This window comes from Paenibacillus sp. NFR01, assembly GCF_900111565.1.
Taxonomy (GTDB): domain Bacteria; phylum Bacillota; class Bacilli; order Paenibacillales; family Paenibacillaceae; genus Paenibacillus_AQ.
In genome coordinates this window covers 134,487-155,649 of the sequence record NZ_FOIK01000003.1, presented here as the reverse complement: position 1 = coordinate 155,649, position 21,163 = coordinate 134,487, and the positions used below count along the sequence as shown (strand labels likewise).

The window sequence follows — 21,163 nt, the reverse complement described above, 5'->3', positions numbered from 1 at the left end:
GAAATCGAATTCAGCCAAAATCAGGGCACAAAGACGATGCGGTCCGCTCCTTCTGCCGGCGCCTTCCACAATTCCTCCACGCGCGACAGCGGATGCGCGGCGGCGGCTACTGTAAGCTGCCCCGCGGCAATGGCCTCAATTAATGCCGGGAATTCGGCGAGATACCCTGCCGTCGAGACAGAGCCCTGGCCGCTGCCAACGATCTGAAAGTTGGCCGATCGGAGCGCCGCGGAAGGCACCGCGGCGGTATTGCCCGCGATGGAGCCGATCTGGACCCATGTAAGCGGGCGGCTGCGGTCCGCCCGCCGGGTCAGCAGCGGCACCATCGTCAGCTCCGCCGGCAGGCCCCATAAATAGTCGACGACGACGTCGACTTCGGCCGCGGCTTCGCCCAGCCGGTCCGCGGCGGCCTGCGGGTCGCCGGCAATGGAGATCGCCTTGTCGGCGCCCAGATCCGCCAGCCGGGCGAGCCGCGCTTCGTCGCGGCCGGCGGCGATCACCTCGCCGGCGCCGAGCAGCTTGGCGATTTGCACCGCCATCTGCCCGGAATGGCCCGTCGCTCCGAGCACCAGCACCTTCTGCCCGGGCTGGAAGGCAATCCGGCGGCGCAGCGCTACCCAGGCGGACATCGCCGGATTCATCGCCGCAGCGATGAGCACCGGATCAGCGCCTTCCGGCAGCGGGACGCAGCGGCGCAGGTCGACGATTGTGCGTTCGGCAAACGTGCCGTACGGCGTATCGGGCGCTACGAAGTAAACTCTGCGCCCATCCGGCAGTTGTCCCACGCCGTCGATGCCCGGAATCAGCGGCAGCCGGCCCGTGCTCGTATAGTGGGTACCCTCCGCCTGCGAGCGGACGCGGTGATACAAGCCGGCGGCAAGCACCTCGGCGACGGCTTCATGGTTCCCCGAGGGTTCGGGAAGCCCCTCAAAATCTTCAAATTTCGGCGCTTGATCAAAGGAATGTACTACGGCAGCCTTCATTTTATTGACCTCCATTTCCGTTTCGGCGAAATTAGTTTGTGTCACCAACTAATATAGTTTGTTTCACGTACTAAGTCAACGGTAAATATGGTACAATAGATCAAAATCAGGCGCGGAAGCCATCGCTCCCGTGTCCCAACCCTATCATTCGGAGTGAGTCCTTGTGCAAAATGATCTTTTCCATCCGTCCGGCGAACTTTCCCTAATCGACGGGGTGGTTCAGCTCTCCTTCCTGATTCAAGGCATACTCGGGAGGGTGGGAGCTGAATACGATCTGTCTATTATCCAGGTCCGGCTGCTCGGCATCGTGCGCGACCGTGAGCCTGGCATGCAGCAGCTGGCGCAGCACTTGAAGCTTGATAAATCCAGTATCACCGGACTGGTAGACCGGGCGGAGCGCCGCGGCCTGGTGGAGCGTATCCCTTCCCCTAACGACCGCCGCGCCATCAGCGTCAGAATCACTGCGGAAGGCCGCCGGCTGGTTGAGACTGCCGGCGCCGAAATCGAGCAGCAGGTGGAAGCAGCGCTCAAGCATTTGAACGAAGCCGAACGTTCGCAGCTGACCCGCCTGGCCGGCAAAGTTTTGTTCGACGCCGGGGACTAAAACTCATCCTGACTTCCGCATTAAGGCTGCTCTGCTTAACCAAGATGCAGCACCAAGACCAGGCCGTAGCCTGCAGCCGATAGCAGGAGTGAACCGATCAGACCGGCGGAGAATGCCCTCATTCCCTTACGGCGAAAAGCTTTGAATTCCACGCCCAATCCCAAGCCTGCCATAGCCATACCAAGCAGGAGATAAGCGGCATTCACAAGCCAAGGCGTCCAGGCTGCGGGAATGGCGCCTAGAGTCACGCACCCGCTTACCGCCAGAAAACCGAGAATAAACCAAGGCAACGTGGCCAGGAACGATCGGCCCCCCTCGCTGTGCCCGGGCTTCGCCTTTTTACGGTACATGGCTCCCGCAATCAGCGAGACCGGAACCAGCAGCGCGACCCGCGTGAGCTTAACGATGACCGCGACGTCTACCGCCTTCTCTCCTCCGACAGCCGCCGCAGCGACCACATGGGCAATTTCATGCAGCGTTCCTCCGGCCCATATTCCGTAGCCACGCGGCGACAAGTCCATTACCGCATACAGTGCCGTGTACACCATGGTAAAAAGGGTCCCGAGCACTGCCACCGTCGCCGCGCCGACTGCGGTTTCCTCCTCATCCGCTTCGATTTGCGGGGCAATGGCCACGACGGCCGCCGCGCCGCATATCGCCGTGCCGCATGCCGTGAGCAGTCCAAGCTTGCGGTCTACGTGAAACAGGCGGGTCAAGCCGTAAACTACGGCAAGCGCAAACGTCAGATCGAGCACCGCCGCCATAAATACGCCGAACCCGGCGCGGTAGATATCTGCCAGATTCAGCCTTGCTCCCAAAAGGACAATGCCCGCCCTCAGCAGCTTTTTGCCGGAAAAGGCGACTCCCCGCTGAAGCGCCTCCTGGTTTCCCCAAACAGCCCGCCACACCATACCCAGCGTAATCGCGATCACGAGCGGCCCCATGATTGACATAAAAGGCAGATATGAAAGGCCTTTTGCAACCGCCGCAAGCCCTAACGTTAATGCAATTCCCGGTCCGTAAATCTTTATATTGCGCATCACAGGTCACTTCCCATTGAAATTTTTCTTCTGGTTTCACTATAAACAGCCGCTAATGATTAGTGAAATATATATGTTTAATTGTTATAATCAGAAAAACTAATGATAAACGGAGACCCATATGCAATATGACGCGTTAAGAACATTTGTTGTGCTTGCCGAATCCCAAAACTTTACCAAAGCCTCCGAGCTGCTTCACATCTCTCAGCCCAGCGTAAGTTTGCATATCAAAAACCTGGAGAGCGAATTTCAAGCCCAACTGTTCCTTCGTTCGCCCAAATTTGTGCAGATTACGCCCAGCGGCGAGTTATTGTATCAACGGGCCAAACAAATCCTGCTTCTGTACGACCAGGCCAAGGAAGAACTCTGGGCACAGCGCCACTCCTTGCAGGGAGAGCTGGTGGTGGGGGCCAGTTTTACCATCGGCGAATATCTTTTGCCCGCCCTTCTGGCCAAGCTGCGGCAGGCTTATCCTCAATTGAATCTTCGGGTGGAAATTGGAAACACGGACGAAATCGTGCGGCTGGTCCGGCTGTTGGAAGTAGATATCGGCCTTATCGAAGGCCCTGCCCATGACAAAGAGCTGTCGGTACTGCCGTTTATGGAGGATGAGCTGGTCATTATCGCCTCTAAAGCGCATCATCCAATTGGGCCAAATCCCGGTTGGCCGGCGTTGCAGGATCAGACTTGGGTTACCCGGGAAGAGGGTTCGGGAACGAGGGAATACTTCAACCACTTCATACGGATCAACGGGCTGAAGATTAAGTCGCTGCTCACAATCGGCAGCAATCAGGGGGTCAAGGAAAGCGTCATTCAGGGAATGGGCCTGTCGCTGCTGTCACGCCATGCCATCGAACGGGAACTCGCATACGGTGAGCTCGCGGTGATCGAGCTGAAACCGCACCGTTTTATGCGGACCTTGTCGTATGTAACTTCGCCGATTATGAAAAATAAACGGAGCGTTGAGGCCCTCATCGAGGTTTTGCAGAAAATCTGACGGATCGCCAGGCAGCAAAAAACCACCCTTGCAAGGGTGGTTTTTCCGTTGTTATCCCAGCTTCATCGTTGTGATGCAAGTGTTGTCGTCTTCAAAGGTCGAAATGTCGCTCTCCGCCTGCTTGCCGTCCCGCTCCACTTTTACATGGTAGTTCTTCTCCCGCGGCAGCCACAGGTCGATAAATCCGTTAGGATGCGATTTCAGCTCATCGTTCACGACAACCTCTCCCTGCTCATCGGTGACCGTGACCTGAAAAGACTCATCGGCCAGCTCGCCTTTGCAGCCGGTCAAATTATGGGTTGCGCACGGATGCGTCTGATTCATGTAAGGAGCGATCGATACAAAAAATTCATCCTTCGGCAAGGCGTACGTCGTCACGCGATTGCCCGATAACGTAACCGTCAATGTATGCGAATCAATGGATGCCGATTCCGCCGTCTTCGCGCGCGAGCTGTATTCCTCCACCAGCGGCTTGATCTGGCCGTCCGCCAGCGGCTCCGGGCCATCCGCCTTCTTGTCCGAGGGCCAAAAGATGATGCCCGCCGCCAGGGCGATCACAGCAACTCCGGCGATGACCGGGATTTTATTGTTCATCTTCGCAATCTCTCCTTTGTATGCAGGCATTTGTTCTCCGAAAACCCCTACAGTATAAAGAACCATAGCCAGGCTGTCTGTGCCAAAACTCGCCTTTGGAGCATGACTTTAACCGAGCCGCTCCAGCCACTCAGAGCCGAGCCGACCGTTTTGCCGTCATCGGTTCCTCATATTTTTCGCCTGCAATTGGAAAAACTATGCCCCATGTACAAGCTTGCAATATATCACCTAAAGGTGTTACAATTTAAACACGACACCATAAGGTGTTACTTTGACAGGAGGCATTTCCATGAGCACGCAAGAAACGATTCCCGCAATCCGTAAGACCGTCGTCCTGAACGCCCCGATTGAAAAAGTGTGGAACGCCGTAGCGACGGCGGAAGGCATTGCCGCCTGGTGGATGCCAAGCACCTTCGAGCCGGTTCTGGGACATGAATTCATCCTTCATGCCGGCAATTTCGGCGACTCGCCGGCCAAGGTCACGGAGCTGGACCCGCCGAATACGCTTGGTTTCGACTGGGGCAAGGATTGGCATCTGCAGTTTGAGCTGAAGACGCTTGAAGACGGCAAAACCGAGTTCACCCTGATCCATTCCGGCTGGGATCCGTCAAAGCTTACCGAGTTCGGCCAACCGCACACCGTCATCCGCGAAGTTATGAACGGCGGCTGGGAAAGCATCGTACACAAGGCCCTCGTGGCTTACGTGGAGGCCTAAGTTGGGTGCTCCGGCGCTTAAAGCTGACGTCTTTCAGGCTATTTCCGACCCTACCCGCCGCAAGATGCTGAAGCTTCTGGCTGATCGGGAGATGCCGATTGCCGCCATCACGGAAGCTTTTCCCCTCAGCCGGACAGCCGTGAACAAGCACCTGCATGTGCTCGCCGACGCCGGACTGGTCCGCAGCCAGAAAGCCGGACGGGAGACCCGTTACACCTTGCAGCCGGAACCGCTGGCGGAAATTCAGCAGTGGCTGAGCTTCTTCGAGCGGTATTGGGACGAGCGGCTGCTTGCGCTCAAACGGCTCGTTGAAGCGGACAACGATAAAGATTGAGTCCAGCGCCCTTTGGCGGCTGCGTGCACGGATCCGTGCCGCAGCCGTTTTTGTTAGGCCAGGCTCCATAGCAGAGCACATACTCTCCATAGAAATGCACCTTTATTTGGAAGTACTGCCTGATTTATGATCACTGTGCAATACACAATACTGAGTATCTCAATAATGAGTCTCTCGGATGAGGAGGAATGCTCTATTAATTGATAACGCTTACATTTGATTTACGTATAAATGATGTTCTTATAGGACGATGGATGAAGCATACTGTGCGCCCGGTACTCTTTCGAATCTTTCATTTCTCATTATTGAAGGGAGAATGCATTCGTGAAAAGCCAAAGACTCATCGTCGCCTGGATTTGTATCATAACCTTGATCGGAGGAACATTGTTCTCCTCCTTCGGATGGCCTGGATCTATCCAGGCAGCCGGAGGGCCAAACCTTGCCGCCGGCAAAGCGGCATCCGAGTCGGGACACGCTGATGTGTATCCGGCCGGCAATGTAACCGACGGCAATGCCGCGACGTACTGGGAGAGCACCAATAATGCTTTTCCCCAGTGGGTACAAGTGGATCTGGGCAGTGCCGTAAACGTCGATCAGGTGAAACTGAAGCTGCCTTCGGGCTGGGAGACCCGGACGCAAACCTTGTCCGTGCAGGGAAGCACGAACGGCACCAGCTTCTCCGATCTCAAGGCTTCGGCCAGCTATACGTTTAACCCAAGCTCCGGCAATACCGTAACGATCGACTTCACCGCAGCCAGTACAAGGTACGTGCGGATTAACATTACGGCCAATACATCCTGGCCCGCGGGACAAATCTCCGAGCTGGAAGTGTATGGCGTCAGCGGCACAACGCCTTCCAATGTCTATCAAGCGGAAGCGGCCGGGCTCTCCGGGGGGGCCAAGGTCAATACCGACCATACCGGTTATGCCGGTACGGGCTTTGTCGACGGCTACTGGACCCAAGGCGCAGCGGCGACCTTTACGGTGAATGCCCCAGCAGCGGGGAACCGGGAAGTGACGCTGAAATACGCTAACGCGAACGGCAGCGCAAGCACGATCAGTATTTATGTCAACGGCGTCAAAATCCGCCAGTCCTCCCTGCCGAATCTGGCAAACTGGGATACGTGGGGAACCAAGACGGAGACGCTGAACCTGAATTCGGGCAGCAATACCATCGCCTATAAATACGATGCCGGAGATACGGCCAACATCAACCTGGACCAGATTACGCTTGGCGAGCTTGTAACGGCAACCGCTACTCCGACACCGACAGCCACCCCTACACCTACCCCTACACCGACGCCTACCGTCACACCAACGTCTACACCGACTGCTACGCCTACGACTCCTCCTGGCGGCAATATTGCGCCGGGGAAGGCCATTACCGCTTCTTCGAACACGCAATCTTTTGTGGCCGCCAATGCCAATGACAACAACACGGCAACGTATTGGGAAGGCGGCGGAAATCCGAGTACGCTTACGCTCGATCTCGGCGCCAACTACAACGTCACGTCCATCGTGCTGAAGCTCAATCCGGCAACGGAATGGGGAACCCGGACGCAGAGCATTCAGGTGCTCGGCCATAACCAGACGACAACCACATTCAGCAATTTGGTATCGGCCGCCTCTTACACGTTCAATCCGGCCTCGGGCAATACAGTAACGATTCCGGTGACGGCAACGGTAAAACGGCTGCAGCTGAATTTCATCTCCAACACCGGTGCACCGGCCGGGCAGGTTGCCGAATTCCAGGTGTATGGGACACCTGCCCCGAATCCCGATCTGACGGTTACCGGCATCACCTGGACGCCGGCCTCGCCGAATGAAACGAACGCCATTACGCTTAACGCCACCGTCAAAAATACCGGCAGCGCCGCGGCCGGTGCCACGAACGTGAACTTCTATCTGGGTTCAACGCTTGCGGGAACTGCTCCGGTAGCCGCGCTGGCCGCAGGGGCATCGGCGACCGTCTCCGCAAATATCGGAGCGAAGGATGCCGGCTCTTATACCGTCACGGCCAAGGTAGATGAAAGCAATGCCGTCATTGAGATGGATGATTCAAACAACAGTTATACCAACTCGGCGAATCTGGTCGTCAGCCAGGTGCAAAGCTCCGACCTCATCGGAACAACCTCCTGGACACCAAGCAATCCGAGTGCCGGTAATACGGTCACCTTCTCCGTGAATCTGAAAAATCAAGGCAATATTGCTTCCGCCTCCGGGGCTCATGCCATTACGGTTGTATTGAAAAATGCGGCTGGGGCTACCATTCAGACCTTCAGCGGTTCGTACAGCGGTGCATTGGCCGCAGGCGCTTCGGCCAACGTAAACGTCGGCACCTGGACCGCCGTCAATGGCAGCTACACGGTAACGACCACGATTGCGCCGGACGGCAACGAGGTGGCCATCAAGCAATCCAATAATACGGGTACCTCCAGCCTGTATTCCGGCCGCGGCGCAAACATGCCGTTCACGGTTCTGGAAGCCGAGGCTGCCGGCAACAGTACGAACGGCACGAAGCTGGCGCCAAACTTCACGCCTGGCGACTTTGCCGGCGAAGCTTCCGGACGTTCGGCCGTTTATCTGGATGCCAATGGCGAATATGTGGAATTTACGCTGACGGCGCCGGCCAACGCCTTTGTACTCCGCAATGCGGTCGCCGAGAATACGACCGGAACGGTCAGCATCTACGCCAATGGCGTCGATAAAGGCAATTTCAGCGTCACCTCCAAATTCTCGTATCTTTACGCTTCGCCTACGACGCTAGGACGGCTCGGTTACGACAACTCCGGATCCAAAGCTTATTGGCTGTATGAAGATTCCCAGCTGATGCTGGATCAGGTATATCCGGCCGGAACCAAAATTAAAATCCAAAAAGATGCAGGCGACGTCTCATGGATTTATGTCGACATGATCGAAACGGAGAATGTCGCTCCGGCGGCAACCAACCCGGACCCAAGCAAATACGTGCAGGTGTCGGCTACAAAGTCCATCGACCAGGCGCTGACGGAATTCCGTCAGGATTCCACGAAGAAGGGCATCTTCATTCCGGCCGGCGAATGGACGATCTCGTCGAAGATCTTCCTGTACGGCCGGGCAACGGAAATCATCGGCGCTGGTCCTTGGCACACCAAGCTGGTAGCGCCGAAGGATCAGACGAATACCGACGTCGGCTTTAATATCGGCTCCGCTGCCAACGGCTCGACGATCAAGGACCTGTCCGCTTGGGGCAACTATGTATACCGGCAAGACGGTCCCGGCAAATTCATCGACGGCAACGGCATGCAGAACGTTACCATCGACAACGTCTGGGCCGAGCATTTTGTCTGCCTCTACTGGGGGGTGAACTCTTCCTATAACACCTTCAAGAACAACCGGATCAAAAACATGTTTGCCGACGGCATCAACATGACCAACGGCTCGTCCTATAACGTCATCGACAACAACTACGCCCGCGGCACCGGCGACGATTCCTTCGCCCTGTTCAGCGCGGTCGACGCCGGCGGCTCTTACAATGTCGGCAACAAATATACGAATCTGACCGCCACCAACGTCAGACGGGCGGCTGCTTTTGCTATCTACGGCGGCCAGGATAACCTGTTCCAGAACCTTTATGGCGCAGACACGCTGACTTATCCGGGGCTCACCATCAGCAGCTTGAGCTTCGGCTATAATACGCTGGGCTTCGGTGCCCAGGATACCGTGGTGGACGGCGTTACGCTCGACCGCACAGGGGGCGACTTCTGGACCAGTGTCGGCGGCGACGACAAGATCAACGACTATCAGAACTTCGGCGCGATCTGGATTTTCGGCGGCGACCGCGATCTGAAGAACATTCTGATCAAAAACGTCGACATTAACAATCCTGTCTACTTCGGCATCATGTTCCAAACGAAGTCGCCGGAAAATCTGCCGATGCAAAATATCCGTCTGGAGAATATCACGATCAACAGCCCGACCCGTTACGGCATCAAACTGGTAGCTAAAGCGGAAGATGGCCAAGGACCGGTCGTCGGCGCAGCCAGCTTCACCAACGTCAAGGTGAATAACCCGGGCGTTGCCGCCATTTACGGCGAGAGCAAGAGCCCGAACTTCAATGTGATCCGGGTGTCGGGGAACAACTGGTAATACGTGAACATTGGGCAGTATGTATTAAAGCGATAGAGCCAAGGGCACCCTTCCGGGTGCCCTTGTATTATTTTTCGGGGAGAAGATTTGATGCTTTCTTCATGGGCATAGCGTCAGTCGTCCATTCCTATACGCGCTTGCCCTCATACGTTATACAGAAGCCCGGTGGCGGAGGGCCGCATGAAGGACCTACGTTTGAGGCAGCGCCGCTGAGCCGGAGCAAAGGAAAAAGGCGGTGAAAAATGAAAGTTAAAAAGGCAAGCAAGCGAGCTGCCCACTACCCGATGGGCTGCGGAAAACTCCGGAAGTGCAAACCGCTCCGGAAGAATAGGCAGGCCTGCAGAAAAAAAAGAAGACTGCGCCGGTTGGGTTATCGCTGCGCCCTCTTTTCGCCGGTGAGAGCTGTCCCTTCAGGCGTTTGGGCAGTGATCGGCATGATCGGAACAGGGGGGATAACCGGGGCAACAGGCCCGATGGGGGTACCCGGGGCGATGGGATTGATCGGCCCAGTCGGCCCTATGGGCACAACCGGTGCCATAGGAATGATGGGGATGATGGGCTCTATGGGTGCGACCGGAGCCACCGGCGCGATGGGCATGATGGGCATGATCGGGCCCATGGGCGCTACCGGAGCCACCGGCGCGATGGGCATGATGGGGATGATCGGGCCCATGGGCGCTACCGGAGCCACCGGCGCGATGGGCATGATGGGGATGATCGGGCCCATAGGCGCTACCGGAGCCACCGGCGCGATGGGCATGATGGGCATGATCGGGCCCATAGGCGCTACCGGAGCCACCGGCGCGATGGGCATGATGGGCATGATCGGGCCCATAGGCGCTACCGGAGCCACCGGCGCGATGGGCATGATGGGGATGATGGGCGCCATGGGACTGATGGGCGCGACTGGGCCCACCGGGTCTACAGGGGCTGAGGGTCCTCCGGGTGCCGCCGGAGCCACAGGCGCGACAGGGACTCCGGGCGCCACCGGAACTGCAGGCGCTGCCGGTCCCACCGGACCCACTGGGGGCACGGGACCGGCAGGGGTAACGGGACCTACCGGAGCCACGGGCCTTGCCGGAGTTACCGGGGCAACAGGCCCTGCCGGAGCCACAGGCGCAACAGGCCTAGCGGGACCCTCCGGAGCCACAGGCGCAACCGGTTCTATTGGACCAACGGGTCCCTCGGGTGCCACTGGATCCACCGGTGCTACGGGCGCCGCGGGGGCCACGGGGGCTACCGGTGCTACGGGACCTGCCGGAATTACCGGAACGGGCAACGGCTTTATTGAAACGGTGAAAATCGGAGATATCGACGCACTAATTCCCTTCAACGCAGGCGCGGGAAACAGCGAGGCGATCGGTGCCCTTGCTTTTAACGGATCGCCCATCACGATTACCAGCCTGGCCGTATATGTCACTCAAGTGGGCTCAACCGGGGACTTTCAGTTAGCGGTCTTAGCGCCTATCGGCGAGAATGATTCTACGGTTATAGGAGTGACCAGCGTAGTGACCACTTTGACCGCAGGATTGTTCATTTTGCCGTTGACGGCGCCTCTCGCGCTTTCGGGGAACGCGATCTACCAGCTCGCGGCATATAACCAGGTTAACGGCTCCGCCCTGGGCGGCCGAATCACCGGAACCGGTGGGACGGATGCTCCGCTCATTAACTTCCGCACCCAAAACCTTACCGGGTTTACCGTGGGCCAGACCATCAACACGAGCGACACCATTCTGTTATCGCCGTGGATTGCCGGACTGGATTAGCCTTACGAAACGGCTGCCGGCTTTATCCCAAGACAAAAGGACACCTTCACAGGTGTCCTTTGTGCCTATGCCTTGAGCTTCAGAGCCAACACCGCTTCCTTAACCATCAGCGCTGCTTCCGCAACCGTCGCCGCTTCGATGACGATCCGCTGATCCTCGTACTGCATCATTGCGTGTTCATACCGGGGATCGTAATAATGCTCAAGCAGAAGACCTACCGCATCACCGAACCGCTCTTCCGTCAGCGCTGCCAGAATCTCTTTTGCAATGGGAATATGAATACGCTCCTTGATCCCCATATACGCCTGAATCAGCTCTTCTTTATGCTCTTTCGGCCTGTAGTCTTCGACAATATGCCGCACCCGTTCCTCCATAGGCAAACGAATCAGCAGCTGCGTTGCGGCTTCTTTGTGCTCCGTAACGAACTTCGGCAGCACGACCTTGCCGATCCGTGGGCTTTCGCCTTCCAGCAGCACGAACGGGGCTTGCCCGAGCTGCAGCAACTCTGTAACCAGCAAGGAATCGAAGGTTTTCTGATTATTCGCTTCAAGCCCGACCTGACCGAAAATCGAGCCGCGGTGCCCGGCCATGCCTTCCAGGTCAAGCACCGGCAAGCCCTCTTGCTTCAGCTGCCGCAGAATGGCCGTTTTGCCGGTCCCGGTATGCCCCAGCAGTACCACCGGCTGCGCCTTAAGCTCAAAAGTCTCCAGCGTTTCGACGACCCATTTGCGGTAAGCCCGAAAACCGCCGGTCAGCCGGGAGGCCTGGATGCCCATCAAACCCAGCACCGTTGCCGCCGTTTTGCTGCGCATGCCGCCGCGCCAGCAGAATACCGTCTTCGGCCCCCCAATCTCGCCAAACGCCTTAATAAATGCGGGAAGCTTGGCTGAGAAAATCTCCAGCCCGCGCTCTTTGGCCGCTTGGACACCCTCCTGCTTGTAAATGGTGCCGACTTCGGCCCGCTGCGCATCGTCAAACAGCGGAATATTGATGCTGCCGGGAATGGAGGAATTGGCAAACTCCGCAGGCGAGCGCACGTCGATCATGACCACGCCCTGCTGCTCCCGCAGCGCTAAACATTTTTCCAGCGATATCTCCTGCAATGTCCCTTCGCTCCTTCTAGATGACAACGATGCGGCCCGGATGCTCCGTGACCGTCTCGCCGATGCACTCGGCTTCCACGCCCGCCTGCTTCAGATTATCCAGCAGCTCTTCCGCCTGGCTGCCGGCCACGGAAATCAGCAGTCCGCCGGATGTGACCGCATCGCACAAAATCCATTGTCCGATCTGATCCAGTCCTTCGGCGAACGTGACGGAATCCTGTACATGGGCAAAGTTGTTTTTTGTCCCGCCCGGTACGAACCCTTCCTCCGCCAGCTCGCGCACTCTCGGCAGAACGGGCACCTTGTCCGCATAAATTCGGATACCGACGCCGCTGCCCTTGGCCATTTCGAGCGAATGCCCCATCAGGCCGAAGCCGGTGACATCCGTGCAAGCATGAATGTCGTAAGGCTCCATCGTCTCGGCGGCGGTTTTGTTGAGCGTAGCCATGACTGCGGTAACCCGTGCCACCTCATCCTCCGACAGCTTGTCCTTCTTGATCGAGGTGGTCAAAATGCCAACGCCGATCGGCTTCGTCAGAATCAGCTTATCGCCGGGCTGCGAACCCGCGTTGGTCCGCACCTTATCCGGGTGGATCAGGCCGGTAACGGCCAGCCCGAACTTCGGTTCATTATCGTCGATGGAGTGCCCGCCGACCAGCGTCACGCCTGCCTCCTGCATTTTGTCGCCGGCTCCGCGCAAAATATCGGCCAGCACTTGCTTGTCCAGCGTCTTGATCGGAAACGCGACGATATTCAGCGCCGTCAGCGGCTTGCCCCCCATGGCATAAATATCGCTGATCGCATTGGCCGCAGCCACTTGGCCGAAGGCATACGGATCATCCACGATCGGCGTAAAGAAATCGACCGTCTGCACGAGTGCCAGGTCGTCGCTTAATTTATAGACTCCGGCATCATCGCTGGTGTCGATCCCGACCAGCAGGTTGGGGTTCGCGGCCCGAGTCGGCAGCGAGCGAATCACCTGCGACAGATCGCCGGGGCCGATTTTGCAGCCGCAGCCTCCTTTGGTCGAATATGAAGTCAGCTTGATTTTTTCGGTATGGGTCATCGCCTTATATCCTCCCTTTGTGATTACAATCCGAGATGCAGCTTGCGCGTGCCGAGCACGCCTTCCGTACCGGACGGGTCCTTCTCTACTTTATGGCGCACAAAGGCTTCGGCTGCTTCCGAGGTGCGCACGCGCAGCGGCTTGTCTTCCCCGAGGACCACGTCAAATACCACTTCGGCTACGGAATCCGCCGTTTGCGGCACAGATGCCCGTTTCGCAAAATTCGCCGTGTAGGCGTCGATCAGCGGCTTGTACTCATCCTCCAGAATGCCGCCGGTTTCACCCAGATGTTTGTACACCGTCTGCACGAATTGGGTAGCAATGGCTCCCGGCTCGATCAAAGTGACGTCGATATTAAACAGCGGTTTGTAATACGTGGCCAAGCTCTCCAGCAGTCCCTCTACGGCAAACTTGCTGGCGCAATAGATTTCGTTAAAAGGTTGTCCGACAAGCCCGCCGACGCTGGACGTAGCGAGAATATGCCCGTATCCCGCTTCCCGCAGCAGCGGCAGCGCGGCTTGGATTGTATTCATCACGCCGTACACGTTGGTGTCGAACACCTGCCGGATCTCTTCCAGCGGCGCTTGGCCCAGCGCCCGCAGATAGCCGTAGCCGGCATTGCAGAATAGAACATCCAGCTTGCCGCCGGTGGAATGGGCGATCTCTGCAAACGCCCGCTCCAGCGATGCCGGATCGGTCACTTCCATCTCCAGCCAATGCAGCGAGGTTTCTTCGCTGTACGCCGCCCGCTCCCGCTCCAGGTTGCGCGTGCCGGCATACACGGTCCACCCGCTTCGGGCGAACCGCAGCGCGGTCGCCAGCCCGATACCGGTCGAGGCACCTGTAATCGCAATCGTTCGATTCATGCACATTCTCTCCTTTGTGGGTGAGGTCCCTGACTAGCCCAGGGTCTTCTCCAGGTCGGCAACCGCTTTGGCGATCCGGCGCTGCCGGGTATCTTCCGCCTTCGCCTCGGCAATGCCCAAGACGATACGCTGTTTGTTGCTGTACGATAGCTTGTCGAAAGCCTGCAGAACGGCGGCATTCTGGTCCAGTGCAGCCTTCAGGTCCTCCGGCACTACAACGACGCGCGGGGCATCGTCGAGCTCAAGCTCCACCGTAATTTCATCACCGGCGCCAAGGCCGGTCGCTTTGCGGTGCTCGCTGCTGAAGGGCAGCAGAAATATTCCCCCCATGCTGGCTATGGTGCTCCGGTACGTATACTCGCCGATGGTTACGCGTACGGGCGGCTTCTTACCGGCACCCAGTGCTTCGACGATTTCCGGTGGAACAGAGATTCCCGGTTGCTGTTTGGCACTGGCTCCGTACAATCCTATCGCGGTTGCAAACTTCATGCCCATCGTCTCCCTGGCTACAAATTTAGGTTGCAGGCAATTCTTCTTAATGACCCGATGATACCGCAAGTCCCATGCTCTCCACAAGCGTCCTGCTCTCCTCGTTCAACCCGGTGACCCGGACCGTCTTGCCCGCCTGCCGGTAACGCTGGTTCACCTTCGAAATCGCCGTTATCGCCGAATGATCCCACACATGGGACGCTGTAAAATCAATAATGACCGTTTCCGGATCCTGCTTATAATCAAACAAGTCGATAAAATGGGTCATGGTGCCGAAAAACAGCTGGCCGGTAATGCGGTAAGTCTTCGAACTGCCGTGCTCTTCTTTATGCGCTGCGATCCGGGCGGAACGCCAGCCGAAGATAACCGCGCTCAGGACGACGCCGGACACGACGCCGATAGCCAAATCCGATGTCGCCACTACAATCATTACCGTCACAAGCATGACGAGCGCATCGCTGCGCGGAATGCGGTTCAGCGTCCGCAGCGAGTTCCAGTCAAACGTCCCAATGGAGACCATGAACATAACCCCGACTAACGCAGCCATTGGAATTTGCTTGACCACATTGCCGAGTACGAGAATCAGGAACAACAGAAACACACCCGATATAAGAGTGGACAGCCGCGATCTACCGCCCGATTTGACGTTGATCACCGTTTGCCCGATCATCGCGCAGCCGGCCATGCCGCCGAAAAGGCCGGAGATGACGTTGGCTACACCTTGGCCGCGGATTTCCCGGTTCTTGTCGCTTTTGCTCTCGGTCATTTCATCAACGATGGTCGCGGTCATGAGCGATTCGGTAATGCCAACTACGGCGAGCGCCAGCGAGAACGGCAGGATTTTTCCAATGGCCTGCAAGGACAGCTCGATATCCGGGAGATGAAAAAAAGGCAGTTGCTGCGTAATCCGTCCCATATCGCCGACGGTGCGCAGATCCAGATGGAGCGACACGGACAAAATCGTCATCGCGATGATGGCGACTAGAGCCGACGGCACGGCTTTGGTCAGCCGGGGCAGCAGATAGATAATTGCCAGCGTCCCCGCGACCATGGCGTACATCTGCCAGTTGGCCCCTTCAAAGTTCGTAAGCTGCGCCATAAATATAATGATGGCCAAAGCATTCACAAAACCCGTCACGACGGAATGCGGAATGAACGTAATAAATCTCCCGAACTTCAGCACGCCCATCAAATACTGAATTACTCCGGTCATAATCGATGCTGCGAACAGATACTCAATGCCGTATTTCGCGATAATCGGGCCCATCAGGGAAGCCATCGCCCCCGTAGCCGCCGAGATCATGCCCATTCTTCCCCCGACAAAAGCGATCGTCACCGCAATGCAGAAGGAGGCGTACAGTCCGACCATCGGATCGACGCCGGCCAGGATCGAGAACGCAATCGCCTCTGGAATCAGCGCCAGCGCGACCGTCATTCCTGAAAGAATATCCCGCCTCGTGTTGAAAAACCAATGTTCTTTCAATTTTGCGTACAGCAAATAATCCTCTCCATTCTCTGTATTTATAAATGTTGACTCTCCAGTCTCAGGAAAGTCACGTCCGTCCGTTAATCAGCGCTTTCTATTATAACGTCTCAAATTTATCCCAACCAGCTTTAAATTTATGCAATTTGAAGGATTGGCAGCGCACAAAAAAACGGAAACCCGTATCAGGCCTCCGCCGATCTTCATTTGTTCTACAGTGCGTCGATCCGCTGCTTGTATTCCTCATACCGCTTCGCCCAGACCGGGTGGCGCGGGCCAAACTCCCGTCCGTCCAGCAAAGCTCCGATTACATCCAGACATACATCCCAGCCGGCCAAATCCCTTGGCGTATGCTCCGTAAGCTGCGTCAGCTTCTCGATCAGCACCAGCCGGCACCCGCCTCCATCCTCCGGAGACAATTCGAACCGGACAAGGTCTGCGGACCAGGTGTATTCCAGCACGGATTCCGGCAGCATCTCCACAATCTCCATCGTTTTAAAGCTGCCGTCCTGCATATCGAACGTGATGATCCCGCCAGTCCGCAATTCCTCTACCTTCAGCTCCGGAAACCACTGCTGCAGCTTGCCGTTCTCCGTCAGCATCGCCCAGACCCGGGCGACCGGCTGCTTGAAATGGCGCTCAAAGCAGGCGGAGTACCCTTGTTCCGTACGCTTCAATTCAGCGATCATGGACATCCTCCCTTAACCTCGTATTCTTGGCACCGAGGGTTTATGCCGTAGCCGGGGATTCCGCCGGAAAAATCAGCAGAAACGTCGTGCCTTCCCCTTTTTCGCTGCGGACCTCGATCGAACCCTTTAATTTGCTGACCGTGCTGTACACCATCAGCATGCCCAGTCCGGTGCCTTCCTCTTTGGTCGAATAATAAGGCCGTCCGAGCCGCGAAATTTCATCCCGGGTCATCCCTACGCCATTGTCGCGGATGCTGAGCACCAGGTTCTGCTTCTGCTCATAGGCATCGATGGTAAGCGTGCCGCCCCCCTTCACCTTCATGGCTTCGATGGCGTTTTTGTACAAGTTAATCAGACTCTGCTGAATCTGGTTCCGGTCATAACGGAGCAGCAGCGTGTTGCTGAAGTGAAAATCGACCTCGACCTTATGAATCGAAGCATACGGCATAATGACATTGGTCGTATACTCCAGATCTTCCCGCATATCGGCATTTACCATGTTGTCCAGCTGAGGTTTGGCAAAGGAAAGAAAATCGCTGACAATCTTCTCCGCCCGCTGCAGCTCCTGCAGGGACAACCGAACGAACCCCCGCTCCCGCTCCGTGATATTCGGAGAACTGATCAGCAACTGCAAAAATCCGCCCGTCACGGTCAGGGGATTGCGGATCTCATGGGACACGCTGGCCGCCAGCTCGCTGACAACCATGAGCCGTTCCGTCTGAATCATCCGGTCGCGGCTGCGGATATTCGTCAGGATCCGCTCAATCAGAATCATAATGACGCCCATGACCCCGCTGTAGACCGTCAGCGCATTTATCGCAAGCACACAGAACTCCTGGTTCACCTGCCGGGTAATAAGACACAGGCTGAGCAGATAGCCGCTCATGGTCAGCAGGGTTATCACAACTGCCGCCGTCACCCGCCCCCGGGAGCTGAAGCGGAGAAATCTGCGGCTGTACAGCGGTACCAGAACCAGCACTGCCGTGGAGAACAGGAAGGAGGGCAGCATGCCCTCTCCGCCGACGTACAGCCGGATGAGATTGAGCAGTGCGTATATTGGAATGACATATTTATAGCTTCCATACAAGGCCACAATAAGGAACGGCACATACCGCAGATCAAAGATAAAGCCGTTGTCGAGCTGAATCGGCTTCAGCATGCATAAAATCATCGTTACCGCCGTCAATCCCAGCAATAACCCCCGGTGATAGCCTCCGGGCAGCATTTCGAAAAACAGCAGATAAATGATGACGGGGAAGAGCAAAAACAAGAAATTGAGCAACAATGCTTCAAACAAAGAGGATCTTCCTTTCGCCCTTTTCTTACAAAATTCGCGCTTGTCCTTCAATTATACTATACCCGGATTTGCCGATGTGGAAAAAACAGCCTCCCCTTGGCCCTCACCGGAAACGGAGAGACAGAAAAACCCGCAGCCGGCATGGCGGTTGCGGGTTAGATCGCGAGATTATTCGATAGCCTGATCCAGCCCCAGCGTCCGGGACGTTGCTTCATGAATCCCGGGGATAAGTTCAGGATGCTCCGCCAGCGAAAGTCCGTACGACGGAATCATCTCCGTCAGCTTCGGCTCCCACGCCGGCATATGCTGCGGAAAGCATTTACCGATCAGCTCCAGCATAATCGACACCGCCGTTGACGCGCCGGGCGATGCGCCGAGCAGCGCGGCTACCGAGCCGTCAGCGGCGCTGATGACCTCCGTGCCGAACTGCAGCGTTCCTTTGCCGGCTGCGGTATCTTTAATAATCTGCACCCGCTGGCCGGCAACCATCAGACGCCAATCCTCGCTCCGGGCTTCCGGCACGAATTCGCGCAGCGATTCCATCCGCTGTTCCTTCGACAGCATCACCTGCTTGATGAGGTAAGCGGTCAGGGAAGCGTTCTTCACGCCGGCCGCCAGCATCGTCAGCAGATTATGCGGTTTGACCGAAGCAATCAAATCGAGGTTTGACCCGAATTTCAGGAATTTGGGCGTAAATCCGGCGAATGGCCCGAACAGCAGCGACTCTTTATTTTCAATGAAGCGGGTATCCAGATGCGGAACGGACATCGGCGGCGCGCCGACCGGGGCCTGGCCGTACACCTTGGCGTGATGCTGCTGCACGACCTCCGGATTCTGGCACACCATAAACAATCCGCTGACCGGAAAGCCGCCGATGCCTTTACCCTCCGGAATGCCGGACTTCTGCAGCAAATGCAGGCTTCCGCCGCCCCCGCCGATAAATACGAATTTCGCCTGATGGCGCTCGCTGGTACCGTTATCAGGATTTCTTACCTTTAAGTCCCAGCTGCCGTCGCTGCTGCGCCGTAAGTCCTCCACCTGGCGGTTGTAATGGATCGCTACATCCCGGCTTTGCAGATGGTCGAACAACATGCGCGTCAGCGCCCCGAAGTTCACGTCGGTTCCCGCCGTGCTTCGGGTCGCTGCAATGGGCTGTCCGCTTGCCCGGCTCTTCATCATCAGCGGAATCCATTCCGCCAGCTTCACCGGGTCCTCGGAATACTCCATCCCCGCAAACAGCGGATGTGCGGCCATCGCTTGATACCGCTTTCGTAAAAAGGCAACATCTTTGGGGCCCTGCACAAAACTCATATGCGGCACCGGCACGATGAACTCCCGTGGGCGATGGATCAGCCCGCTGTTCACCAGATGGGACCAGAACTGCTTGGATACCTGAAATTCCTCGTTTACTTTAATCGCCTTACGGATATCCATCGTTCCGTCCGGCTTTTCCGAAGTGTAATTCAGCTCGCACAGCGAGGAGTGCCCCGTTCCCGCATTGTTCCATTCGCCCGAGCTTTCTTCGCCTGCGCTTCCGCGCCGCTCAAACACGGTAATGCTCCATTCCGGTACTAATTCCTTCAGTAATGCTCCAAGTGTTGCGCTCATGATCCCGGCACCAATTAAGATAACGTCTGTTTTGGTTTGTCCGTCGCTCATATTTACCGTCCTTATACACTGTGATTTGAAGGATAACAGTTCTATTTTATGATAAATGTGTGACTATTAAAATATAAAGTTTTGCGGACAAGCAGACGGCACCTACCGGAATATCGCCGGGCAGAAACCATGGATGAAACCAATCACTGAAAAAAAGTTGCTCCTCGCCGCTCTATGCCGGATCCTGCCCTATCTCTCGCCGCTCTATCTACTGGGCGATTATGACTTGAGCTTATGCATATCTTCAACGATCCGCTTCGGCCTGGAAAATCGATTTATACCGGCCCGCCCCCGCCGGAAGCATACCCGAAAGGGACGGCCGGCTTACTCCAATCAGTGTTTAGGCTTTGACCCTTTGCGGCTTACGGAATCCGTAAGCAAATTTTCGATCTGCTGCAGGAAGTCGGTAATGCTGCAGATAATGATGGATCTTTTGCTCAACCGCAGATTAAGCTGCTCCAGTTTGCTGCCGAGGGAAGATACCAGTGCGGCTGCGGAGCCTACGCCGGATGCCGCGTTATTGATCTGCGAGCTGGTGCTTTCAATGCCGGTAATAATCCGTTGGCTGAAATTTTTAACTTCTACCGTGCATTCGGCCACTTCCTTGAAATCCTGCTGCACGTTCTGGGCGTATTCATAGTTATCCTGGATCGTGGCTGTAGTGTGCCGGATGTTGTCTTTCAAGGCGTCAATGCTGCGATAGAGGGCGTTTACGCTCTCGTCGATACCGCTGACCAATTGAGCGGTTGAGCCGGACAGCTTGCGGATTTCCTCCGCGACCACAGCAAATCCCCGGCCTGCGTCGCCTGCGCGCGCCGCTTCAATGGACGCGTTCAGCGCCAGCAGGTTCGTGCTGCTGGCAATCTCCGTAATGCCGGCGGACATATGCATGATATGCTTGAAATTCTGCTCCAGCACCTGAAAGGCGTCCGTAATGGAATGGAGCTGCCCGCAGGTGCCGTCCAGCTTTTCCGAGAGAACGCCCATTTTATCATCGGCTTGCTGAACGGCCGTATCCGTCTGGTTCATCACGCCGTCGATCTTCTGAGCGTACTGCCGGAATTCATTGAAATTGGCATCGAGACTGGAGATCATGTCCTGAATGCCGTTAATCTGCGAGTACGTCGTCCCGATATCGTGGATGGATTGCGTGACGATGACCTCTTCGTTCATAAACTGGCCGAGTTTCTTGTTAATGTGCATAACGCCGTACAATACTTCCTTATCGCAATCCTCGGGCACAGCGATCGCCGGCTCAGGCTTCGCTGTCGTCTCCATTGTCACCGCGATTTGCTCCGCGGCATCGGCATTCGTTTTATCCGTCGATCTGAACCATTTCATATGTATACC

Annotated in this window: 18 protein-coding genes; 6 read left to right on the top strand and 12 right to left on the bottom strand. The window is 56.6% G+C overall.

What is annotated here, in order from left to right:
- Positions 1 to 20: 20 nt before the first annotated feature.
- Positions 21 to 983, bottom strand: coding sequence for a quinone oxidoreductase family protein (locus tag BMW84_RS15560; protein ID WP_091070015.1), 963 nt, complete (start codon positions 981 to 983; stop codon positions 21 to 23).
- A 163-nt stretch (positions 984 to 1,146) separates the two neighbouring features.
- Here BMW84_RS15560 and BMW84_RS15555 point away from each other — a divergent pair, with 163 nt between their 5' ends.
- Positions 1,147 to 1,587, top strand: a complete 441-nt coding sequence (locus tag BMW84_RS15555; protein WP_091070014.1) for a MarR family winged helix-turn-helix transcriptional regulator — start codon at positions 1,147 to 1,149, stop codon at positions 1,585 to 1,587.
- 35 nt (positions 1,588 to 1,622) lie between these two features.
- Here the strand turns inward: BMW84_RS15555 and BMW84_RS15550 are convergent, their stop codons facing one another.
- Positions 1,623 to 2,627, bottom strand: coding sequence for a YeiH family protein (locus BMW84_RS15550; protein WP_091070012.1), 1,005 nt, complete (start codon positions 2,625 to 2,627; stop codon positions 1,623 to 1,625).
- A 121-nt stretch (positions 2,628 to 2,748) separates the two neighbouring features.
- On the opposite strand from BMW84_RS15550, the gene BMW84_RS15545 reads away from it, so the two are divergent.
- The gene (locus BMW84_RS15545; protein WP_091070011.1) at positions 2,749 to 3,624 is read left to right on the top strand and encodes a LysR family transcriptional regulator; all 876 of its coding nucleotides are present in this window, start codon (positions 2,749 to 2,751) and stop codon (positions 3,622 to 3,624) included.
- A gap of 51 nt (positions 3,625 to 3,675) precedes the next feature.
- On the opposite strand, the gene BMW84_RS15540 is transcribed toward BMW84_RS15545, so the two are convergent.
- A complete protein-coding gene (locus BMW84_RS15540; protein ID WP_091070009.1) occupies positions 3,676 to 4,218 on the bottom strand; it encodes a CueP family metal-binding protein in 543 nt (180 codons plus the stop codon).
- Between the two features lie 289 nt (positions 4,219 to 4,507).
- Between BMW84_RS15540 and BMW84_RS15535 the strand changes: the two genes are divergently transcribed.
- The 4 genes from BMW84_RS15535 to BMW84_RS25165 all read left to right on the top strand — a co-directional run bounded on the left by BMW84_RS15535 (position 4,508) and on the right by BMW84_RS25165 (position 11,161).
- On the top strand, positions 4,508 to 4,933 hold the full coding sequence (locus BMW84_RS15535) for an SRPBCC family protein (RefSeq protein WP_091070008.1): 426 nt from the start codon (positions 4,508 to 4,510) through the stop codon (positions 4,931 to 4,933).
- Between the two features lies 1 nt (position 4,934).
- Positions 4,935 to 5,267 carry an ArsR/SmtB family transcription factor gene (locus tag BMW84_RS15530; protein ID WP_091070006.1) on the top strand — a complete coding sequence of 111 codons (333 nt, stop codon included), beginning with the start codon at positions 4,935 to 4,937 and terminating at the stop codon, positions 5,265 to 5,267.
- Between the two features lie 324 nt (positions 5,268 to 5,591).
- Positions 5,592 to 9,395 (top strand): discoidin domain-containing protein, encoded by a 3,804-nt coding sequence (locus BMW84_RS15525; protein ID WP_091070004.1) that lies wholly within the window; start codon positions 5,592 to 5,594, stop codon positions 9,393 to 9,395.
- Positions 9,396 to 9,820: 425 nt separating this feature from the next.
- Positions 9,821 to 11,161, top strand: coding sequence for a collagen-like protein (locus BMW84_RS25165; protein ID WP_217646135.1), 1,341 nt, complete (start codon positions 9,821 to 9,823; stop codon positions 11,159 to 11,161).
- Between the two features lie 65 nt (positions 11,162 to 11,226).
- On the opposite strand, the gene mnmH is transcribed toward BMW84_RS25165, so the two are convergent.
- The 9 genes from mnmH to BMW84_RS15475 form a co-directional block, all read right to left on the bottom strand.
- On the bottom strand, positions 11,227 to 12,264 hold the full coding sequence (mnmH, locus tag BMW84_RS15515; RefSeq protein ID WP_302848102.1) for a tRNA 2-selenouridine(34) synthase MnmH: 1,038 nt from the start codon (positions 12,262 to 12,264) through the stop codon (positions 11,227 to 11,229).
- A gap of 16 nt (positions 12,265 to 12,280) precedes the next feature.
- Entirely contained in the window at positions 12,281 to 13,330 is a 1,050-nt protein-coding gene (selD, locus tag BMW84_RS15510; RefSeq protein WP_091070001.1) for a selenide, water dikinase SelD, read from the bottom strand.
- A gap of 23 nt (positions 13,331 to 13,353) precedes the next feature.
- Positions 13,354 to 14,196, bottom strand: coding sequence for an SDR family oxidoreductase (locus BMW84_RS15505; RefSeq protein WP_091069999.1), 843 nt, complete (start codon positions 14,194 to 14,196; stop codon positions 13,354 to 13,356).
- 33 nt (positions 14,197 to 14,229) lie between these two features.
- Positions 14,230 to 14,685, bottom strand: coding sequence for a YdeI/OmpD-associated family protein (locus BMW84_RS15500; protein WP_091069998.1), 456 nt, complete (start codon positions 14,683 to 14,685; stop codon positions 14,230 to 14,232).
- Positions 14,686 to 14,731: 46 nt separating this feature from the next.
- On the bottom strand, positions 14,732 to 16,180 hold the full coding sequence (locus BMW84_RS15495; RefSeq protein WP_091070537.1) for a SulP family inorganic anion transporter: 1,449 nt from the start codon (positions 16,178 to 16,180) through the stop codon (positions 14,732 to 14,734).
- A gap of 200 nt (positions 16,181 to 16,380) precedes the next feature.
- The gene (locus tag BMW84_RS15490) at positions 16,381 to 16,857 is read right to left on the bottom strand and encodes an SRPBCC family protein (protein WP_091069996.1); all 477 of its coding nucleotides are present in this window, start codon (positions 16,855 to 16,857) and stop codon (positions 16,381 to 16,383) included.
- A 40-nt stretch (positions 16,858 to 16,897) separates the two neighbouring features.
- The gene (locus tag BMW84_RS15485) at positions 16,898 to 18,154 is read right to left on the bottom strand and encodes an ATP-binding protein (protein ID WP_091069995.1); all 1,257 of its coding nucleotides are present in this window, start codon (positions 18,152 to 18,154) and stop codon (positions 16,898 to 16,900) included.
- A gap of 168 nt (positions 18,155 to 18,322) precedes the next feature.
- Positions 18,323 to 19,852, bottom strand: a complete 1,530-nt coding sequence (locus BMW84_RS15480; RefSeq protein ID WP_302848103.1) for a malate:quinone oxidoreductase — start codon at positions 19,850 to 19,852, stop codon at positions 18,323 to 18,325.
- A gap of 294 nt (positions 19,853 to 20,146) precedes the next feature.
- Positions 20,147 to 21,154, bottom strand: a complete 1,008-nt coding sequence (locus BMW84_RS15475) for a methyl-accepting chemotaxis protein (RefSeq protein ID WP_091069991.1) — start codon at positions 21,152 to 21,154, stop codon at positions 20,147 to 20,149.
- Positions 21,155 to 21,163: the final 9 nt, after the last annotated feature.